Here is a 21,610-nt window from a genome sequence, read left to right as displayed (position 1 = left end):
CATGTTACGCATGTATAAAAAATAATTAAGAATATGTAAAAGTACCCTCTTCTTTAATTAGCTAGTTGATCATTATGTATCTGACGAAGGAAGTAAACAGTTACACAAAAATAAAGGATGAATTCTTATGACGAGCCTGGTTCCCCTGTTTTATTTATTATCGGCGGTGTGTTTTATTTTAGCATTAAAAGGTCTGGCCAGTCCGTCCAGTTCAAGAAGAGGAAACCTACTGGGAATTTTCGGGATGATCTTAGCAGTTAGTTCCACACTAATGATGCCATTCGTCCATCATCCCCTTTTATTAGTTAGCTTAATCATTGCTGGTGGTCTAGTTGGCACCTTAATCGCATTAAAAATCAACATGACTGCCATACCTCAATTGGTTGCTGCATTTCATTCATTAGTAGGTATGGCTGCGGTATTAGTTGCCTTCTGCGCCTATTTATCACCTGAATCGTTTCATATTGGTACGCCTGGCGCCCTTGCTAAAACTAGCTTGGTAGAAATGAGTTTGGGATTAATTATTGGAGCCATTACCTTTTCTGGATCACTAGTTGCCTTTTTAAAACTACAAGAAATCATGTCCGGTATTCCAATAAAATTTGCCGGTCAAAATACAGCGAATCTGATTATCGCTTTTGCTATTCTTGTTTTATTAATTTTATTTTTTATGAGCCAATCCTTTGTTTTCTTTTGCGCTATGACAATCTTGTCCTTTTTAATTGGTGTTTTACTTATCATTCCTATTGGTGGTGCGGACATGCCGGTAGTTATTTCCATGCTAAACTCCTATTCAGGATGGGCTGCTGCAGGTATTGGTTTTACTCTGAACAATGATTTACTGGTGATTACAGGTGCATTAGTAGGCGCCAGCGGGGCGATTTTAAGTTACATTATGTGCATTGGCATGAACCGATCCATTTTTAATGTGATTTTTGGTGGCATACACACCTCAGGAAGTACCTCATCAACACCTGCAGGAATTGAATTACGTTCTGTGCGCCAAGGTAATGGTGAAGACGCAGCATTTCTCTTAAGTAATGCTAAAGAGGTTATTATCATTCCTGGCTACGGCATGGCTGTGGCGCATGCCCAACATGCTGTTAAAGAATTAGTAGATACTCTAGAAAAACGCTCCATAAGAGTACGTTTTGCAATTCATCCGGTGGCAGGCCGCATGCCAGGGCATATGAATGTGTTACTTGCTGAAGCAAACATTCCTTATGATCGAGTATTTGAACAAAGTGAAATTAATCAAGATTTTGCAAGTTGTGATGTAGCTTTCGTTATTGGTGCTAATGACATAACTAATCCTGCAGCAAAAACTGATTCCAGTTCCCCTATCTATGGGATGCCTATATTGGAAGTTGAAAAAGCAAAAACAGTTTTATTTGTTAAACGCAGTATGTCACCTGGATACGCCGGTGTTGAAAATGAATTGTTCTTTCATGACAACACATACATGCTATTTGGCGATGCAAAAACAATGACAGAATCTATTTCCAAAGCACTTTTTGCGTTGTAAAGATATTTCTATTCCTCCATTCCTGATAACTCTATTTGTAGGCTATGTTGTGCTAAAAATGTTCGAAAATTCGCTGTATCGCCCATTATAAAGATTTTTTTAACAACAGAGTGAAATTTAAAATAACTATTAGCAAATAATAATCACAAGAATTGCATGGTCAAAAATAATTCATTAATTTGCTAAAAAAGAAAAATAAAGGTATCTTAACCGGCTAATTTTTACTTTTGGAGTAATTTTTTATGCTAAGAAAAATAAGTTTTGGTTTATTTTGTATAGCTGCCTCATTAAGCACCAGCTCTTACTCCTTAGAAAAGAGTGCTATGCAGTTACAAAATATCACCATTGAATACGATTTACCATCAAATCAACCACAAATTTTTACCAATTACCTATTTTGGCCCATTGAAGCTAATTGCAAAATGAGTACTGAAGATGAAGATATCACCCTTTTTTTAGTGGTATTGGCTAAGAAAGGAAAAATTAATGATATTCCTTTATTAGCAGGCGAAACATTTCAAGTTACCATCCATCCTAACGAAAATCTGAAAATCAATGCAGACTCTGGAGCTAGAGTTGAAATCACTAACTTAGGCCAACACACTGTTAAAGCAAGTTGTTCCACCTGATTTAATTAATAAGGTTATAACCAGCCACCAAGAAAAGGAAAAAAATAAAAAAATTTCTCACATTTACTCTCAAAGCGCAAATAAAGCTTTGAAAATTCTCCATTCTCTTCTGGGAAAGCCAGAGCGAACAGACAGTCAACTTTAGACGCAAGTCAGACGCGTTTAGTGCGGAGATGACTTGACTCCTTGCAGTGATCAGTTACCTTCTTTGTATGACACCGTGGGTTAAAACATCTGTTTAATGCTCACGGGTTGCATGGAATTTAATTTTAGGATACCTTTCTTCGGCCATAGTTAAATTTACTCGCGTTGGAGCAAGATACATTAACGCCTCACTCCCATCTAAAGCCAAATAATCATAGGCTTTAGTACGAAACTCACTCATAGCCTTATCATTCTCTGCATAAACCCAACGTGCACAAGACACTGTGACTGACTCATAAATACAATCCACTTTATATTCATGTTTTAAGCGATGAGCAACCACATCAAATTGCAATATCCCTACGGCACCCAAAATCAATTGATTGCTGTTTAAAGGTCTAAATACTTGTGTTGCACCCTCTTCTGATAACTCAATTAATCCTTTTAACAAAGCCTTACTCTTGAGAGGATCTCGTAAACGTACTAAACGAAACAGCTCAGGAGCAAAATTAGGAATACCAGTAAATTTTAACTGCTCTCCTTGAGTAAATGTGTCACCAATGCGAATAGTGCCATGATTATGCAAACCAATAATATCTCCAGATAAAGCAATTTCAGTATGTGAACGATCACCCGCCATAAAAGTTAATGCATTAGAAATCTGCACCTCTTTACCAATACGTAAATGGCTTAACTTCATCCCTTTTTTATATGTCCCGGAACATACTCGTAAAAAGGCGATTCTGTCTCTATGTTTAGGGTCCATATTTGCTTGAATCTTAAATACAAATCCCGAGAATGCTTCTTCAGCAGCAGATACGGTTCGTTCCTGAGCAATTCGAGGCTGAGGACCTGGGGCATAGCGCACATAATCATCTAATAATTCTTTGATACCAAAATTATTAATCGCCGATCCAAAATAAACAGGTGTCATTTTGCCAGCTAAATATTCTTCCAAATCAAATTCGTATGATGCACCTTTTACTAATTCAATTTCATCACGCAGTTCTTGTGCACTATCACCTAATAAATCATCTAACTGTGAATTATCTAAACCCTTAATTTGAAGGGCATTTTGCTTTTGCGCGTTTTTACCTGCTTCATATAGATAAACACTATCTTCATAGCGATGATAAATACCTTTAAAGCGTTTTCCCATTCCTACCGGCCACGTGACTGGTGCACATTTAATACCCAGTACTGATTCAACTTCATCAAGTAAATCAATAGGTTCACGCCCTTCTCGATCCAATTTATTAATGAAGGTCATGATTGGAGTATCACGTAAACGGCAAACCTCCATCAATTTAACAGTTCGATCTTCTACACCTTTAGCTACATCAATAACCATTAAAGCAGAATCCACAGCAGTAAGCGTGCGGTAAGTATCCTCGGAAAAATCTTCATGGCCGGGGGTATCTAACAAATTCATCACATGGTGATTATGAACAAACTGCATTACTGAAGTAGTAATCGAAATTCCACGCTCTTTTTCCATCTCCATCCAGTCCGAAGTAGCATGTCTATCAGCCTTACGACCCTTAACTGTCCCTGCTAACTGAATAGCGCCTCCAAATAAAAGTAACTTTTCCGTAACTGTTGTTTTACCTGCATCAGGGTGAGAAATAATTGCAAAAGTGCGACGCGTATTGAAATCCTGATAAAAATCAGACATGAAGTTCTCTAAATAAATATAATGTATAACATAAAGTGAATTTTAAGGCATTCCCTAGCAAATACAAGTAGCGTGGAAATTTACAACTAACGTTAAAAACTATTCTAGTTTAGATGAAGTAATGCATAATGCGAGAATTAAAATAATATATTTGTCAGGAGTAGGGAATACGATGCAAAAACAAACTGATCTTTTAAGATCTCTCCAAAGATTGTTATTTTTATTATTTATAAATTATTCAAACATATCAGCAGCAGTTGAGACCAACCAACCACCAAGTAAAGGCAATTTTTCCTTACCAAGCTCTCAACAACCTGCTCCGTTTTTTTCTTTTGGTCAAAATATTATTAATAAGAATCAACTTACTGTTTCTTTTAACCCCAGTTACCTATACAGCCTCACACAGCGCATTACAGAAGAAACCCCCTCAATACTTTATGGAATAACAGATTCAGCCTCCCTTTTAATCACCATACCCTATGCTTTAAATTATAAAAATGGCACTCAAAATCTATCGGGTATGGGCGATGTGCCTATAGATCTAGAATATGCTTTTTATAGTCACGAAAACTCAAAATACTCTGATCAAGCAACCATCATTTTCTCTACTACATTTCCTTTAAGTAATTTAAAAGAGATTTCTAAAAAGAATAACCCCGGTCAACGTATATCGGGATTCTCAAGAGAAAACGCTCCTTCTAGTTTTAATGCGTTTAGCTATTTCATTGGGAGTACCTATGCACGTACCCTAGTTGACTGGTATGGTTTTATTGCTCCAGGGGTCTTGTTCATAGACGAACAACATTCAATTCAACAAGGAACACAGTATTATTACAATATGGGGATAGGTCACGCCATTAACAGTAAGGAAAATAAATATTTATTTTTGGGTTTGCTCGAATTAAATGGTCAGTACAGTGACAAAACAAAATTAGCATCGCATATTGTTCCAAATACAGGTGGTTCTATTATCTATTTAACTCCTTCGCTTTGGTTCTCTACACCCAAAATAATTGTTCAAGTTGGTATTTCTTTGCCTGTAAGCCAATCCTGGAATGGCAATCAAAGTGATATTTCTTACTATACAGGGGGCATTATCACTTGGACAATTATTTAGCTGAATCTAACTTATTTGCATTTTAGTTAAAGTTTGACAGTTTTCATTAATTAACTTTAATGTCCTTGTGTGTACAGGAAACAGCGAATATCTACCCTTGATACACCATTGAATTCCTCCTAAAAGAGCGCCAATCACAGTTACAGTTTGTAAAAAATCAAAAAAAACTTGCTTGTAACCACGATGATTTTTTGCCCAAGTTTTAGCTTGAGTGAGTTCAGTTAAACATTCTTTTTTAAATGTGAGAAATTCACCTCGCATATTCTTTTGATTAAAAAAGAGATTAACCTGATCATCTAATCGCTGGGCTAATTTATTTACCTGCTCAGCAACATGTTGATGACCTCGCTTTCTTAAATTATCACCTTGTTGAGTCATTTGGGAAATTTGGTCTAGAAGTTTTTTTTTTGCTCTAATAATTTTACATTTAGTTTTTGCGCAACTATTTGCTTGTTATCATACTGATGTGACATAGAAAATAGCTTAGGCTTGATAGCGACTAAAGATTGCTTTATATTATCTTTTTGCACTAAAACAACTGCTTGCTTTAGCGCAACAATGTCGACTTTGTTTTTATGTTCTGCACGAATTCTGGCGACAAGATCAGCTACTGGCACAGGCGCAATATTTTTGATTCTAGCTAAAATGTTTTCTTGATTAACATAAACACTTATTTCTTGTTGCTCTTCTTCGAGAAGCAATTGACGTATTATTTGTGCAAAGCCATTATATAAACAATTACCGTCTGCAAGGGTACTGCTAAAATTCCCTTCCACCACAAAAAAATGTAAACCAGGGCGATTATATAAGTGAATAATCTTAGTATCCTTTTGCGATGAACGATAATTGATATAGGGAGGATAAGATTCAATATCTTGGTCATTGACTTGTGTACAAGCAAAAGTCACTCCTAACAGATCAGCCAAAGCACCTGCTTCAATATCTGTTGCGTAAATATAAGGTTTAGCTTGGTGAGTAAGAAATGCCTTTACACTAATTGCATCACCCGGTTCTACCTTGCCTAGCACACCAAAAACAGCATCATATTCCTGGCGAAATGCTTGGACATATTCTGTTGTACCTTCTCTTAGGTGTCTAATAGCAAGCTCACGTAGGAAAGGAGCTAAGATAATTTGTAAATCACGCTCAGTAGTTTTATTAATAAGTTTGTAAAATGCATCGTCAAAATCCGAAGCTGCATAACCTTGTTTATGGACAGCAGTAATCAGATCTCGTTGAGTGATGTTGCTTGGGAATATAAACGATTTAAAATTATCAAAATTGGACATGATTTTTAGCTCATATAAATAATTCATGACATTTTAGCAATTTTTCATAAAAAAAGCAAAATGTATTAATTATAATCAACACGCCATCAAACTAGCGTTATTAAAATGCTCTTTTTTAAAAATAACATCACTTGAAGCTGCAAGATTTTGATTTAGTCTGTTAGCAAAAAGACTAATAGTTCCTTTTCTTTCTTGCAAAAGATTTGCATTTTGTTCTCCCTTAAGAGATCGTAGTACTTGTTTCGTTAAGTTATAAAATACTCGCATTGCAAGAAATTCATTACCAAAACGCTGCGGTGAAGTTTTTTTAGCAAATATACCTTGCTTTCTGAAATAATCAATTAAACGTTCAGTGTTACTATCTTCCCATGGTAAACCTGAGAGGTTAGTTCAGCCTCCCCAAGGTCTTGATGATGAATGAATACTGACTTTTTAGAACGTATTGGCAAAACCATTTGCTCCATGACGCATAAACCACCTCCTCGGATAACCACACAATGTTCACAATCTTACTCTTTCAAACCTAATTCAACCAATCGCTCATGCAAATAATGAGCTGCTGTTATCTCCGATGATAATTTGACATTGGGCCTAGGATGTAAAAATAATGGCATGGATAATCTGGCCGTATGACTTGCATCAGGATTAATAACTCTATGCGTAGTCGATCGATAATAATTATCCGTAGCTAAAGCCAGCATATCACCAACATTTACAGCGATACTTTCTTTTGAGCAAGGGACTTCATACCAGCGTTCAAAGTTATCTTTTATCTGTAAACCAGAACTCGTTGCACCAACTAGTAATGTAATTAAATTAATATCTTCATGAGCTGCTGCACGAACTGCTCCGACTGGTTCATCCCCTAATAAAGGAGGATAGTGCAAAATTCTTAACATTGTTTGTTCGCTATGCTGAATCATTGTAGATAAAGGCATAGACAATTTATCTGCAATTTCATTAGGTAATTCTTCTTGCAACCAAAATAATAAGTAGCTTGCTAATTGATTTAATTGTTGGTAAAGAAGTTTCGTTTTATCGGTCATCGATTTGGGAAATTGCCCCCATGGGTAATACTGATAAAATTCTTTCAAATCTTTAAGTCTTGCTCCCTTTGCCTTTTCAGAAATTGATGCAGGGAAAAATCCATCCTGAGTTTCCACATGAAATAAATACTGGTACTTTTCTTCACTTTTAAAAAATGTGTTCCACTCATGATAAATAGCATTAATCAAACCAATATCTATAGGATGATTCTCTAACACTGCAAAACCGGTATGATGTAATGAAAAAGCGAACAAACTCTTTGCATTAGGCTGTTCAAAATCAATTTTTAAAACATTCATTAATAGCCCCTTACACTTAACTGTTTACCTACAAAATCAGCTTGCTCCTCTGTCTGAAACCATTTTTACTGGACATAAAAGCTGATCTGTGTGAAAAAAAACTCTGCAAATGCTAATGGATTTCGCACATCGTTCTCAGGTTCGGCAATAAGATCCAAACTCCTTATATCATATTGTCAGCAAGATCCGCAAAATTTTTCGCAGTGAAATCAGAGTTAAGGTGGCTTTTTAAAAGATACCGGCCTTTATAGCGTTCTCCGAGATATTTAAAGACCATTTGCCACTCTTATAGGCTAGCAGAAGCCTCCACAGCTTGATGTACTTACGTTTAATTATTTGACAATTATGATCTATGCCATAATATTAAATGAGTACAAAAAAGTACTACTGACTGAGGTTCGTGCATTTAATTAACGAAGCTATTTATCTCTACAGTAGGGCTGTGCAAGAAGGCTAAATCAATTATTCAATGGATGAGAATTATGGGGCTAACTACCGCCGAACAAATGGTCGAACTACTTAAAGCTGCAGGGATTCGTCGAATTTATGGTATTACCGGTGATAGTCTAAACTTTTTAAATGATGCATTGCGCCGCGATGGCACAATTGAATGGATACATGTTCGTCATGAAGAGGCAGGAGCTTTTGCAGCAATGGCTGAGGGTGTATTAGGTGGTTTAGGGTGTTGTGCTGGAAGTGCTGGTCCTGGACATGTTCATCTCCTTAACGGATTATACGATGCTCATCGTTGGGGCGCACCAGTGTTGGCTTTAGCTTCCACAATCATCTCTGATAACTATGGTAGTGAAAGCTTTCAAGCTACCGATTTAAGCATATTTGATGGATGCAGTTATTATAATGAACTAGCGCAAACTCCAAAACAAATATCAAGGATGACCCAACAAGCATTACAACATGCCTGGACTAACAAAGGAGTAGGCGTCATTGCTTTTCCAGGTGATTTGATGATGCAAAAAGCGTACGAGCAAATTCCGTTAGCCACTCTTTATCGGCCTTCGCCAGTAATACGTCCTTCTGATAGTGAATTGCGGCAGTTGGCATCACTTATAAATAATTCGGACACTGTAAGTATTTATGCTGGAATTGGCTCGATGAACGCCCGTCCACAAGTACTTGAATTGGCAAAAAAATTAAACGCACCGATTGCCTACACTTTGAAAGCTAAAATGACCTTTGAATACGACAATCCTTATGCGGTTGGAATGACGGGGCTTTTGGGAAGCAGTGCTGGTGCTCGCGCAGTTACCCAAAGTAAGCTTTTATTAATGCTTGGTAGTGATTTTCCATGGAGAGAATTTCTTGATGGTGAAGTGAATATAGTGCAAATCGATACTAAACCAGAACGTCTTGGACGAAGAGTAGCCTTACATACAGGACTAACTGGTGATATAGCTCCAACATTAAATGCCTTATTGCCATTAATTGAGTCTAAAACAGAGGATCATTTCTTACAAACTTGTTTGAAAGATTATGAAACAGTTCTCAAGAACCAACATCATCATGCACATGATCAAGGTGAAAATAATTTGATTAAACCTGAGTTTTTAGCTGCTATTTTGGATAAATTAGCGAATGAAGATGCTATTTTTACTGCGGATACAGGCATGTGCGCTGTTTGGGTTGCGCGATATATTCACGGCACAGGAAAACGCTCTTTAATGGGAAGTTTTTCTCATGGCTCTATGGCTAATGCCATGCCACAGGCTATTGGAGCTGCATTACATTCACCTCATCGCCAAGTAATAGCCCTTTGCGGAGATGGTGGAATTTCCATGCTCTTGGGCGATTTAATGACAATTGCCCAATATAAATTACCGATAAAATTAATTATATTTAATAATCGTGTCTTAGGAATGGTTGAACTGGAAATGCAAGTAGCAGGATTACCCGATTGGCAAACCAAAATGGCTAATCCCAATTTTGTCCAAGTAGCTGAAGCATGCGGAATTCGTGGTTACAGTATTCACAAGCCTGAACAGCTAGAAAGCACACTACAAGAGGCTTTATCTTATGAAGGTGCTGTATTAGTGGAGGTATTTACTAATCCAGATGTACCTGTTTTACCTCCCCACACCTCGGTGGGCGTCCTCTCACACTATATAGAATCACAAGCGAAGTTAACAGCAAAAGGGCGATTTGAGGATGCCTGGCTATCTCTCAAAACCTCGATGCAATACATTCGTGATTTATGGTAATGAAAAATCCAATGATCATTTTAATGATGGGTATAGCTGCTCGGACGGATCGAGGGAGAGACGAAATCAAATAGTCTTTCCAAAACTTACATTACTTTTTATCCATGAATCACGAAAGACTTCTCTTGAGAGATATTCTTATCCTCTTCCTCAATCATCTTTATCAACGTCTTAAAATAGTCTTCAGATCGCGTAGTTTTTATGCCTGCAAAAAAATCAAAGATAGGATTATTATGCTTTTTCAACAGGTTCATATGCTCTGTATTCTCAATAAATGATTTTATGTAGAGATGCATCTCCTGTAAATTACCACTTTTACACTTCAACCCCGAATTAAATTGTTTGAGTAATTCTCCTTTTCTTTGACGCTCTGATTTAGATGATTTTTCCATACTCATGGCATTTAAATAGATATCATCTAAAATTTTTAATACCTTTACCGGAAAATGAGCATAAGGTACAGAATCTGATTCAATAAATTTAAAAATTGGATTATATGTTTCTTCAAATTTTTCAGCTAGCAAGGAATGTATTCGCATACTAGGATGTATACCATCCCAAAACATATAATCCGTTGAAGGAGAAATGTGTTCTCCCTTCTCTGCTGAATTTTTTTGATTTTGTTTAAATTCTTCTGAATCAAGATAAGAAAATTTTAATTTATTTTCATCTAAATTATATTTTTTAGGATTATCATAAATTTCTTTAAAATGTGAATTGACATCAAAAATAGAAAGACGCACAGGTAAATTTAAATTTTGATATTTTTTTTGAAGTTGCTGCATTTTATTTGCCAATTGCTCATTAAAATAAATCGAACATTGGCGAGCAACTTCTTGTTCCTCCTTACTTTTAACTTGGTATCTTGGAGTTAATGAGAGATCGGGTAAATTAAATAAAACAAAATTCCTATAGCCATTCTTAATCAAAATTTCAAGATTTTCTATGCGTGAGTTGACTGCATTATTAGCCGCCATTAAAGAAGGTTTTTTATTAACAGTAAGTAAATCATTAGCACCTGACCATTCAACAACCAATGTTTCATATTTCTCGATTGCATCGATTTTATATTTTTTATCGTCCTGAATTAATAATTTTCTTTTAGATTCCAAGTTGGTCACTGTTAATCTTGCTCCTTCCTCGACAAGATCAATAGTCAATTTGGTGGTGTAATCGTATGAAGTTAAGCCCGCCTCACAATAAAATCTCGCAAAACGCTTTCCATTATATAAAATATGCCGATCATCGTTTAAGCTAAACGCTTCTTCATTTTTTTGTCGTGATTGCGACTCATTAATTAAAATAGCATCGGATATATCCGCATTAGCAGAAGAATTTTGTCCTAATTTCCGTTTCTTTCTTTGAGCATCTATTTCATATTCTTCTATAATAGCCGCACACACATAATCACCCCAAACAAATCCATTAGTAAATCTTTCTCTGGGTGAAGAACGATATCCTTTTACATACAAATATTTTAAAGGAATAAAATCAAATAACTTGCGTTTATAAAAAGTCCCCCTATCTGAAAGGCTATCACCTAAAAAAATTAAATTACAAATATTTATCTTTGGATGTGATGTTGGCAAACTAATTCCCCTTATCATAATAAACTAGAACTTCAAATCATTTGTTAAAGCGCTTTTATATTCAAGATGCCGAGCTATAATGAACATATTTTTGTGATATATAACAAAATAAGAGCACACACGCAAATAATAAGGCTTTAATTGAGCGAATTTCCCGATTAACCAACATCTATTAGTTGATCATTAATAGTTATTTATGGTAATATATTACCCATAATAACGTTAATGTCATCATGAAAAAAATTAGGAGTCTGTAATTATATTGTACCGATTAGATAAGATTAGCAAAAAAACTGACGCTCAATTACTTGAGGCATTTGCAAGTTTTCCTGCTAACACGACTTCAATTGATTTAAGCTTTAATGTACTTGGTAATAGAAGCGACTCTGTATTAATCAATGCATTTAAAACAATGCCAAATAGTGTGATTATTCTTGATTTGAGTAGCAATAATTTTCATCTCGGTATTGGATCAAAATTAAGCAAATTACTTGGATTTTTGCCTAAAGACCTTATATCACTTAACCTAGCTAATAATAAGTTAGGTACTGGCACTCCATGCGATGTCAAAAAATTAATTAATTCATTTAAAGAGATTTCAAATGTTACTTCACTTGACTTGAGCTGTAATGATCTTAACACAATTTTTGAAGATGTATTAGGCGAAATGTTCAATGGACTCCCTTCCGCCCTGACTTCACTTAATTTGAGAGGAAATAAGCTTGGCACTTCAATGCGTTGTACGTTAGTTGATGCACTAAAAAAACTTCCTAAAAATCTGAATACGCTTGATTTGAGTGCTAATGACCTCGAACGAAAAGAATGTACTAAGTTGTCCAAGATGCTTCAAGCAATTCCCAGAAGCGTGGTTTCGCTAAATTTGAGCTGCAATGCCCTCGGAAAATTAACTAACAAATTAATTGAAGTATTTCAAGCTATTCCTACTAGTGTGACCTCACTTGATTTAAGCGGCAACATCCTTAATAGACTAACTAGCAAGGAACTATATGAAGTTCTTAAATCAATACATACTAATTTAATCTCCATTAATTTAAAATTTAATGACTTTGACATTAAAACCCACGTTGAAGCCATAACGAAAGCACTTCCTAATGCTCTGATTTCGATCAATTTGAATAATCATACAATAAACGACATATCCGGAACTAACTTAGGTGAAATGCACAAAGGAAACTTTGATGACTTAGACTCACTCGATTGGAACAACAATGATCTTAATGATAAATCAAGTACTGAGGTTGCTGATGCTTTGAATGTAATCTCTAATGATAAAACTTTGACTATTCGAGACCTAGATAATAAACTTCTAGCTGAAATAATTGAAATATTTAAAGCAATTTCTATCGATATAACATCTCTTGATTTAAGCTTAAATAATCTTGGTGATAAAACTGTTATTGAATTAATCAAAATATTTCAGGAAATTCCTCCTTACATCACCTTGCTTGATTTAACATGTAATAGTCTTGATAAAAAAACCATCTCTGAATTAACTCAAGTATTTAAGACCCTCCCACCAAATATAAAAAAGATTGATTTATTCTCTAACAGCCTTACATTAGACCATGTTATTAATGTCTTTCCAAATACCGTACAATTTATTACCCTGGATTCAGATAAAAACATAGATCTTGATGAGTTTCGTAAAGAACAAAAAAAACGCGAAAACTCTTTGTATGATCTTGAGTCTCATCTTTTGACCCTCAAAAATAAAGCAGTTAAACTAAAGAAGAAAGGATTTGTGGAAGCATGCACTGAGGCGAACGCTCTACATATTACATTGAATGAATTAAAAAAATTATACAGTGCCACTAATCTGGATTATGCCTCTTTTAGAGAGAATTCAATGCAAGCAATTAGTATAGCAAGGAAAACATTGGCAAAACATCGAGGTTGCAAAGAATTATTGGCCAACATCGCTTTGTGCATTCTGGGACTTGGTGTGATATACCTCACAATTTGTGCATGCAAAGGTAGTTTTTTCAAATTTAATACTGATTCAGTGAATAAGCTGAATAAATTACAGGATAGCATCGACAGACTCGCTGCGCCCTGTTAGTGTTTGTTTATGTCTGAACGCATCACGAATTGTAAACAGAGTGATGCGTGTCCGTTTCGGCAGATCAAAAAAATTATTAATAGCGATAATGGTCCGGTTTATAGGGGCCATTAATACCGACCCCCAAATAGTTCGCTTGTTCCTCGGTTAATTGAGTCAATTGTGCTCCAATTCTTCCTAAGTGCAATCGTGCTACTTTTTCATCTAATAATTTAGGCAGAACATACACTTGATTCTGATAATGAGCAGAATGCTGAAATAATTCAATTTGCGCAAGCACCTGGTTGGTAAATGATGCGGACATGACAAAACTTGGATGTCCGGTTGCACAACCCAGGTTAACCAAACGACCCTCTGCCAAGAGAATAATGCGTTTGCCATCAGGAAAAATCACGTGGTCGACCTGGGGCTTGATATTTTCCCATGGGTATTGCTTCAAACTTTGAACATCAATTTCAGAATCAAAATGGCCAATGTTGCACAAAATTGCTTGGTGACGCATACGTTGCATGTGCTCATGGGTTACTACATGATAGTTACCTGTCGCAGTAACTACTATATCAACTTGATCGGCAACGGCATCGAGCGTTACTACACGATATCCTTCCATTGCTGCCTGCAACGCACAAATAGGATCAATTTCAGCAATAAATACCGTAGCACCTTGACCACGTAAAGCCTGAGCACAACCTTTACCCACATCACCATATCCTAAAATGAGCGCAATTTTACCAGCAATCATGACATCAGTAGCACGTTTTAGGCCATCTAATAAAGACTCACGACAACCATAAAGATTATCAAATTTGGATTTCGTTACAGCATCATTTACATTAATAGCGGGAATTTTCAAATCGCCACTTTTAGCCATTTCATATAGACGTGCCACCCCAGTAGTTGTTTCTTCAGAAACGCCTCTAATAGAGGTCAATAATTCTGGATATTTTTGGTGAATAATTTGTGTTAAATCACCCCCATCATCCAACAATAAATTAGGGGTCCAATTGTCTGGCCCAATAAGTGTTTGTTCAACACACCACCAATATTCTTCTTCAGACTCTCCTTTCCACGCAAAAACAGGAATGCCAGCAGCCGCAATGGCAGCAGCGGCATGATCTTGAGTAGAAAATATATTGCAAGAAGACCAGCGAACTTCAGCACCTAATGCAAGTAATGTTTCAATTAATACTGCGGTTTGAATGGTCATATGCAAACAACCCGCAATACGTGCCCCTTTTAATGGTTTTAAAGCAGCAAACTCTTCTCGTAAAGCCATTAAACCAGGCATTTCTGTTTCTGCAATGGCTATTTCTTTACGTCCCCAGGAAGCCAATGACTTATCAGCTACTTTATAATCTTGTTCTCTACTAAATTTATTCACTAATTCCATTCCAATGTCCTCATAGTGCTTTTTGTAATTCAGTGACCTTATCTAAACGCTCCCATGGAAATTGCTTGCGTCCATAATGACCATAAGTTGCCGTTTCTTGGTAAATAGGACGAAGTAAATCATGATGTTCAATAATGCCCTGTGGTGTTAAATTAAAATTCTTATGAATCAATTCAATAATTTCACTATTTTTTAACCGACCTGTATTAAATGTTTCAACAAAAATAGAAGTAGGCTCTGCAACACCAATTGCATAAGAAAGCTGAATTTCACATTTATCAGCAATACCAGCAGCAACTATGTTTTTAGCTACATACCGTGCCGCATAAGCTGCTGAACGATCTACTTTGGAAGGATCTTTACCTGAGAAACAACCACCGCCATGTCTCGCCATACCACCGTAGGTGTCAACAATAATTTTACGACCGGTTAAACCACAATCTCCCAAAGGACCACCAATAACAAAACGACCTGTTGGATTAATAAAGTAGCGTGTTTTGTCGGTCAACCATTCCCTAGGCAAGGTAGTTTTAATAATTTCTTCGCGTACAGCTTCAGTTAATTCCTTATGGCTAATGTCTTCTGAATGCTGTGTTGAAATCACGACCGTATCTACTTCAACGGGCATTCCTTGCTCATATTTTAAAGTAACTTGACTTTTAGCATCGGGGCGCAACCAGGGTAAAACACCTGATTTACGCAAACTGGTTTGTTTTTCCATTAAACGATGTGCATAAGCAATTGGAGCTGGCATATAAACATCGGTCTCACAGCTAGCATAACCAAACATTATGCCTTGATCCCCAGCACCTAAGATTTTAGTTGTTTCATTATCCACCCCTCGAGCAATATCTGGAGATTGTTTCCCTATGGTCGAAAGTACTGCACACGATTCCCAATCAAAACCCATCTGCGAGCTGTTATATCCTATATTTTTAATCACCTGGCGTGTGATTTCTTCGACATCCACCCAAGCCGTGGTGGTGATTTCGCCCCCAACTAGGACCATACCCGTTTTCACAAAAACTTCACAAGCAACCCGTGCTCGGGGATCTTGCATTAAAATAGCATCTAAAATTGCATCAGAAATTTGATCTGCAATTTTATCTGGATGTCCTTCAGAAACCGATTCGGAAGTGAAGACATAGCTTTCATTCATTATTAATTCTCTCTGTATTTATCGCTAAAAGAGTTTAATTCATTAACTGTATAAACTCATTAAAAATTAGTTCTATATCATGAGGCCCTGGACTTGCCTCAGGATGTCCTTGAAAACCCAGGGCAGGTTTTACTGTATGCCTGATTCCTTGCAACGTATCATCAAATAAAGAACGGTGCGTCACCTTTAGACAATCCGGTAGGCTGTCTTCATCCACGGTAAAGCCATGATTTTGGCTGGTTATAAAAACTCGTTTTTTACCCTCTGTTTCAACCACAGGATGATTTGCTCCATGATGACCAAATTTCATTTTCTTAGTCACCGCACCACAAGCTAGAGCTAAAATCTGAAAACCTAGGCAAATGCCAAACACAGGCAGGTTACATTCTAAAAATTGCTGCGTTGCACGAATGGCATAATCACAAGCTTGTGGATCACCAGGCCCGTTTGATAAAAATACGCCATCAGGATTTAAAGCTAAAACGTCCTTGGCAGATGTTTGCGCAGGCACTAGCGTTAAATGACACCCTTTATCGTATAATATGCGTAAAATATTATGCTTTACGCCAAAATCATAGGCAACAACATGAAATTGGTGTGGCTGCGAACTCTTCTGCCCCCATTCGCCTTGTCCTTCATGCCAACGCTCAGAGGTTTTTCGAGAAACTTCCAAAGCCAAATCCACTCCTTGTAAGCCAGCAAAGGATTTAGCTTTCTTTAAAGCCTGCTTTGGATTAGCTACATTAGTGCTAATACAAGCTCCTAAAGCACCTTGCTCACGTATTCTTAACGTTAAATCACGAGTATCAATATCTGCAATAGCAACCACTCCATTTTTTTTAAGCCAAGAGGAGAGCGATTGTTCTGCACGATAATTACTATGAATTATGGAGTTGTTTTTCACCACTAAACCTGCTGCCCAAACTGTATTGGATTCCATATCTTCTGGTATACAACCTGTATTACCAACATGTGCGGTAGTCAGCGTGACAATTTGGCGGGCATAAGAGGGGTCGGTAAGTATTTCTTGATAACCAGTTAATGAGGTATTAAAAACCAATTCGCCAATACATTCGCCTTGGGCTCCTATGGAGATGCCTTCATACACAGTACCATCGGCTAAAACTAAAATTGCTGGTTGATTCATCATGAATGTTTACTCTATGTTGTTTTGCTCATCTTTAAACTGTAAGACGCTCCTCTTTTGCACTTACAAAAAGAGGATTTTCGAAGCCTTTTCTAACTTTATCTCCCCCACTCCAGAAAATAGAGGCTTAGTAAATAAGAAAGAATTTGTTGCTCAACAGTTTAATAAAATAAAAATGAAAATAAAATGAGCAATTATAACGTACCTAATTCAAAACTTCATGTCTTCAAAAAACTTTTTCACACCTGCAAACCAAGAACTAGTGCGTGGAGAATGATTTGCCTTAGCATTTTCCAATGATTCCTGTAGTTTGGATAATAAATCTTTTTGTTCACGTGATAAATTAATCGGTGTCTCTACCACTACTTTACACAATAAATCGCCCTGTCCATGTCCCCGTACGGACTTCATTCCTTTGCTTCTTAAGCGGAATACTTTACCTGTTTGCGTTTCATCTGGAATCTTTAAAGTTACCCGACCTTCAAGTGTAGGAACTTCTATAGAGCCACCCAATGCCGCAGTAATAAAACTAATAGGTACCTCACAATGCAAATTATTATCCTGACGCTCAAATATAGAATGTTTTTTTACATTAACTTGCACATAGAGATCACCTGAACCACCACCATGAATCCCTGCTTCGCCTTCGCCAGTTAACCGTACTCGATCCCCGTTATCAACGCCGGCAGGAATTTTAACTGTTAATTTTTTACTCTCACGAATACGACCTTGTCCATGACACCCGGTGCATGGATCTGAAATTACTTTTCCTTCACCATGACAACTTGGGCATGTTTGTTCAATGGAGAAAAATCCTTGTTGAATTCGTACCTTACCCATTCCGTTACAGGTTTCACAATTTTTGGGATGTGTTCCTGGTTTTGCTCCAGAACCATTACAAACAGTACACGTACCATGTCTAGGAACTGTAATCTCAATTTCTTTACCTAGAGCAGCTTCTTCTAGGGTTAAAGTCACATTAAATTGGAGATCAGCACCACGTTGACCTCGTGACTGTCGACCAGCACCGCGACCTCCAGAAAAAATATTTTCAAAAATATCTTCGAATACATCACCAAAACCACCAAAGCCACCAGCACCGCCTCGCATGGAAGGATCAACACCTGCATGGCCGTATTGATCATAAGCAGCACGTTTTTGTGGATCTGAGAGGATGCTGTAAGCATTTTGAATTTCTTTGAACTTTTCTTCTGCAGAGGAATCACCGGAATTACGATCTGGATGGTACTTCATTGCCAGTTTACGATACGCCTTTTTAATTTCTGTATCATTTGCTGTTCGACTTACTTCTAAAAGTTCATAATAATCCCGCTGTTCCATAACTACTCACACTATTAAAATTAATAAAAATACTTTTTTTTTGTCACCATGATAGATACCCAAGTTAGACGAAGGTCTGTTGGCATTCCGCTAGCTAGATTGTAAACCAAAATGGACTTATTTAAAACACCGAAGCACATCATACATCACCATCGGAGCACAAAAAATCAGTCCACTTTGGCCAAAATAGTAGAAAACACCAACAGACCTAGCTTGGCTACCCAACCTGCATGGATTATTCGCCGTCTTTCTTGTCGTCTTTAACTTCCTCAAACTCAGCATCAACAACACCATCATCCGCCTTGGGCGCTTCTTGAGTATGCTCTTGCTGGGCATCACTGGGTTGTGCTTGGCCTTCAGTCGCTTTTTTCGCGTACACCCGCTCAGCCATTTTTGAAGAAGCTTCTGTTAAGACTTTTAATTTGTCTTCAATTTGAGCCTTATCAGTACCCTGAATTGCTTCTTTTAATTCAGCGATAGCAGTCTCAATACCTTTTTTCTCATCTTCAGAAAGTTCAGCAGCTAAATCTTTCATCGATTTTTCACTGCTGTGAATCAAACTATCTGCTTGATTACGTAATTCTGCCATTTCCTTAAATTTCTTATCTTCTTCAGCATGAGATTTACCATCTTTGACCATCGCAGCCACTTCTTCGTCACTTAAACCACTGGATGCTTTAATAACAATGGATTGTGCTTTACCCGTTGCCTTATCTTTAGCAGACACATTGAGTATACCATTCGCATCAATATCAAAAGTCACTTCAATTTGTGGCACGCCTCGTGGTGCAGCAGGAATATCTCCTAAATCAAATCGACCTAAAGATTTATTTGCTGATGCTTGCTCTCGCTCCCCTTGTAAAACATGCACAGTTACAGCTGTTTGATTATCATCAGCTGTAGAAAACACTTGATTCGCCTTTGTAGGAATGGTGGTGTTTTTCTCAATAAGCTTAGTCATAATACCGCCCATTGTTTCAATACCTAAAGACAATGGAGTAACATCAAGCAAAAGAATATCTTTTACTTCACCGGATAACACCGCTGCCTGAATTGCTGCACCTACAGCAACTGCTTCATCGGGATTCACGTCTTTACGTGGTTCTTTACCAAAAAACTCTTCCACAGTTTTTTGTACTAAAGGCATGCGTGTCTGACCACCAACTAAAATTACTTCATTAATTTGAGATACAGTTAACTTAGCGTCTTTCAATGCTATTTTGCAAGGCTCTATGGTACGTTTAACCAATTCCTCAACCAAAGATTCTAACTTGGCACGTGTCAATTTAATGTTTAAATGTTTTGGTCCAGAAGCGTCTGCAGTGATATAAGGAAGATTAACATCTGTTTGTTGTGCTGAAGACAATTCAATTTTTGCTTTCTCCGCTGCTTCTTTCAAACGTTGTAATGCTAAGGGATCATTATGTAAATCAATTCCTGAATCTTTTTTAAACTCTGCAGCCAGATAATTAATCAACGCCAGATCAAAATCCTCACCGCCCAAGAACGTATCACCATTAGTAGCTAATACTTCAATTTGGTGTTCGTCACCAACTTGAGCGATTTCAATGAGCGAAACATCAAATGTACCACCACCCAGATCATATACAGCGATGATTGAATCACCACGTTTTTTGTCCATACCATAAGCTAGTGCAGCAGCAGTAGGCTCGTTAATAATACGTTTTACTTCAAGACCAGCAATACGACCTGCATCTTTAGTCGCTTGACGTTGTGAATCGTTAAAGTAAGCAGGGACAGTAATAACTGCTTCTTTTACTTCTTCACCCAAATAATCTTCTGCTGTCTTTTTCATTTTTCGTAAGACTTCAGCAGAAATTTGTGGTGGTGCTTTATCCTGGTTTTGTACTTTAACCCAGGCATCACCATTGTCTGCTTTAATGATTTTATAGGGAACCATTTTAATATCTTTTTGAACTACATCATCCTCAAAGCGACGACCAATTAAACGTTTAATTGCAAATAATGTTTTTTCGGGATTAGTTACCGCTTGACGTTTTGCAGACTGACCAACTAGGATCTCGCCATCATCTGTATAAGCAACAATAGAAGGCGTAGTACGAAGACCTTCACTGTTTTCAATTACTTTAGGTTTGTTACCTTCCATTACAGCAACACATGAGTTAGTTGTACCCAAGTCGATTCCTATAATTTTTGCCATTTTTTTCTTGCTCCAAATTAATAGTTTTTCTAAGGTGATGAAGTTTATATGGAGCGTATTGCCCCAAATTCAAGCCATTACTTATTATTTTTTTGAGTAATTGCCCACTGCATATCAAGGAAAAGCCCTATAGCTTTGCCAAGATTTTTTACATGGCTACTGAGCTGTTACTTTTTTGATACAATTACTCGTGCCGGCCTAATTACCCGATCACTTAATTTATAACCCTTTTGAAATACAGTAATTACTGTATTAGGTGCAGCACCTGGTTCATCGTGTATTGACATTGCTTCGTGCTCTTGTGGATCAAAAAGCGCACCCATAGGATCAATTTGTTGTACATCAAACTTTTGAAATACATCCAAAAAAAGTTTCATGGTTAGTTCCAAGCCCTCACGCATAGCTGCATCGTCTGCTTTGTTGGCCATTTGTAAAGCCTGCTCCAAACTATCTACTATAGGCAATAAAGCGCTAACCAATTTTTCAATACCATAACGATGCGCATTCCCTATTTCACGTTCAGCACGACGGCGAACATTATCTAACTCCGCTATTGCACGTACGGATTTTTCCCAATTTTCATGAGCTTTTTGTTCTGCGAGAGTTAATTGCTCACTTAACTCTTCATAACTGGAGTGTTCTAAAGATTCTTCCTGATCCATAGTTTCTTCCTCCACATCCAATTGTTCTTCAACACGCTCTTCTTGAGACACATTTTCTTCTTTGAATTGCTGCCAATTTTTTTTATTGTGTTTGCTCATCCCAATACTCCTAACTAACC

Annotated in this window: 16 protein-coding genes; 5 read left to right on the top strand and 11 right to left on the bottom strand. The window is 37.0% G+C overall.

Annotated elements, in window-relative coordinates; all coding sequences use genetic code 11:
• The first annotated feature begins 127 nt into the window (after positions 1-127).
• Together WA877_RS05390 and WA877_RS05385 are read left to right on the top strand one after the other, a co-directional pair.
• Positions 128-1,525 (top strand): NAD(P)(+) transhydrogenase (Re/Si-specific) subunit beta, encoded by a 1,398-nt coding sequence (locus WA877_RS05390; RefSeq protein WP_425169911.1) that lies wholly within the window; start codon positions 128-130, stop codon positions 1,523-1,525.
• Positions 1,526-1,767: 242 nt separating this feature from the next.
• Positions 1,768-2,154, top strand: a complete 387-nt coding sequence (locus tag WA877_RS05385; protein ID WP_425169910.1) for a hypothetical protein — start codon at positions 1,768-1,770, stop codon at positions 2,152-2,154.
• A 238-nt stretch (positions 2,155-2,392) separates the two neighbouring features.
• Here the strand turns inward: WA877_RS05385 and WA877_RS05380 are convergent, their stop codons facing one another.
• Positions 2,393-3,973: a peptide chain release factor 3 gene (locus tag WA877_RS05380; protein ID WP_425169909.1), complete on the bottom strand. Its 1,581-nt coding sequence runs from the start codon at positions 3,971-3,973 to the stop codon at positions 2,393-2,395.
• A 172-nt stretch (positions 3,974-4,145) separates the two neighbouring features.
• On the opposite strand from WA877_RS05380, the gene WA877_RS05375 reads away from it, so the two are divergent.
• The gene (locus WA877_RS05375; RefSeq protein WP_425169908.1) at positions 4,146-5,090 is read left to right on the top strand and encodes a hypothetical protein; all 945 of its coding nucleotides are present in this window, start codon (positions 4,146-4,148) and stop codon (positions 5,088-5,090) included.
• A gap of 6 nt (positions 5,091-5,096) precedes the next feature.
• Here WA877_RS05375 and WA877_RS05370 read toward each other — a convergent pair whose 3' ends face one another.
• From WA877_RS05370 to WA877_RS05360, 3 genes are all read right to left on the bottom strand, one after another.
• Positions 5,097-5,468 carry a hypothetical protein gene (locus tag WA877_RS05370; protein WP_425169907.1) on the bottom strand — a complete coding sequence of 124 codons (372 nt, stop codon included), beginning with the start codon at positions 5,466-5,468 and terminating at the stop codon, positions 5,097-5,099.
• 14 nt (positions 5,469-5,482) lie between these two features.
• Complete coding sequence (locus tag WA877_RS05365) at positions 5,483-6,379, bottom strand: OTU domain-containing protein (RefSeq protein ID WP_425169906.1); 897 nt, start codon at positions 6,377-6,379, stop codon at positions 5,483-5,485.
• A gap of 509 nt (positions 6,380-6,888) precedes the next feature.
• Positions 6,889-7,725 (bottom strand): 2OG-Fe(II) oxygenase family protein, encoded by an 837-nt coding sequence (locus WA877_RS05360; RefSeq protein WP_425169905.1) that lies wholly within the window; start codon positions 7,723-7,725, stop codon positions 6,889-6,891.
• Positions 7,726-8,207: 482 nt separating this feature from the next.
• Here WA877_RS05360 and WA877_RS05355 point away from each other — a divergent pair, with 482 nt between their 5' ends.
• Complete coding sequence (locus WA877_RS05355) at positions 8,208-9,941, top strand: thiamine pyrophosphate-dependent enzyme (RefSeq protein WP_425169904.1); 1,734 nt, start codon at positions 8,208-8,210, stop codon at positions 9,939-9,941.
• Between the two features lie 98 nt (positions 9,942-10,039).
• Here the strand turns inward: WA877_RS05355 and WA877_RS05350 are convergent, their stop codons facing one another.
• Positions 10,040-11,530: an SGNH/GDSL hydrolase family protein gene (locus tag WA877_RS05350; protein WP_425169903.1), complete on the bottom strand. Its 1,491-nt coding sequence runs from the start codon at positions 11,528-11,530 to the stop codon at positions 10,040-10,042.
• A 262-nt stretch (positions 11,531-11,792) separates the two neighbouring features.
• Here WA877_RS05350 and WA877_RS05345 point away from each other — a divergent pair, with 262 nt between their 5' ends.
• The gene (locus tag WA877_RS05345; protein ID WP_425169902.1) at positions 11,793-13,610 is read left to right on the top strand and encodes a hypothetical protein; all 1,818 of its coding nucleotides are present in this window, start codon (positions 11,793-11,795) and stop codon (positions 13,608-13,610) included.
• Positions 13,611-13,686: 76 nt separating this feature from the next.
• Here WA877_RS05345 and ahcY read toward each other — a convergent pair whose 3' ends face one another.
• The 6 genes from ahcY to grpE form a co-directional block, all read right to left on the bottom strand.
• Positions 13,687-15,000, bottom strand: coding sequence for an adenosylhomocysteinase (gene ahcY / locus WA877_RS05340; protein WP_425169901.1), 1,314 nt, complete (start codon positions 14,998-15,000; stop codon positions 13,687-13,689).
• A gap of 10 nt (positions 15,001-15,010) precedes the next feature.
• A complete protein-coding gene (gene metK / locus WA877_RS05335) occupies positions 15,011-16,159 on the bottom strand; it encodes a methionine adenosyltransferase (RefSeq protein ID WP_425169900.1) in 1,149 nt (382 codons plus the stop codon).
• 34 nt (positions 16,160-16,193) lie between these two features.
• A complete protein-coding gene (gene carA / locus WA877_RS05330) occupies positions 16,194-17,309 on the bottom strand; it encodes a glutamine-hydrolyzing carbamoyl-phosphate synthase small subunit (RefSeq protein WP_425169899.1) in 1,116 nt (371 codons plus the stop codon).
• 207 nt (positions 17,310-17,516) lie between these two features.
• Positions 17,517-18,647 (bottom strand): molecular chaperone DnaJ, encoded by a 1,131-nt coding sequence (gene dnaJ / locus WA877_RS05325; protein WP_425169898.1) that lies wholly within the window; start codon positions 18,645-18,647, stop codon positions 17,517-17,519.
• Positions 18,648-18,882: 235 nt separating this feature from the next.
• A complete protein-coding gene (gene dnaK, locus WA877_RS05320) occupies positions 18,883-20,829 on the bottom strand; it encodes a molecular chaperone DnaK (RefSeq protein WP_425169897.1) in 1,947 nt (648 codons plus the stop codon).
• 167 nt (positions 20,830-20,996) lie between these two features.
• Positions 20,997-21,590, bottom strand: a complete 594-nt coding sequence (gene grpE / locus WA877_RS05315; RefSeq protein WP_425169896.1) for a nucleotide exchange factor GrpE — start codon at positions 21,588-21,590, stop codon at positions 20,997-20,999.
• Positions 21,591-21,610 lie beyond the last annotated feature (20 nt).

Origin of the sequence: Legionella sp. (assembly GCF_049790535.1) — a bacterium.
In the GTDB taxonomy this organism is placed as follows: Bacteria; Pseudomonadota; Gammaproteobacteria; order Legionellales; family Legionellaceae; genus Legionella.
Note: the sequence above shows the minus strand (reverse complement) of the source record. Positions and strands in the feature narration are given on the sequence as shown.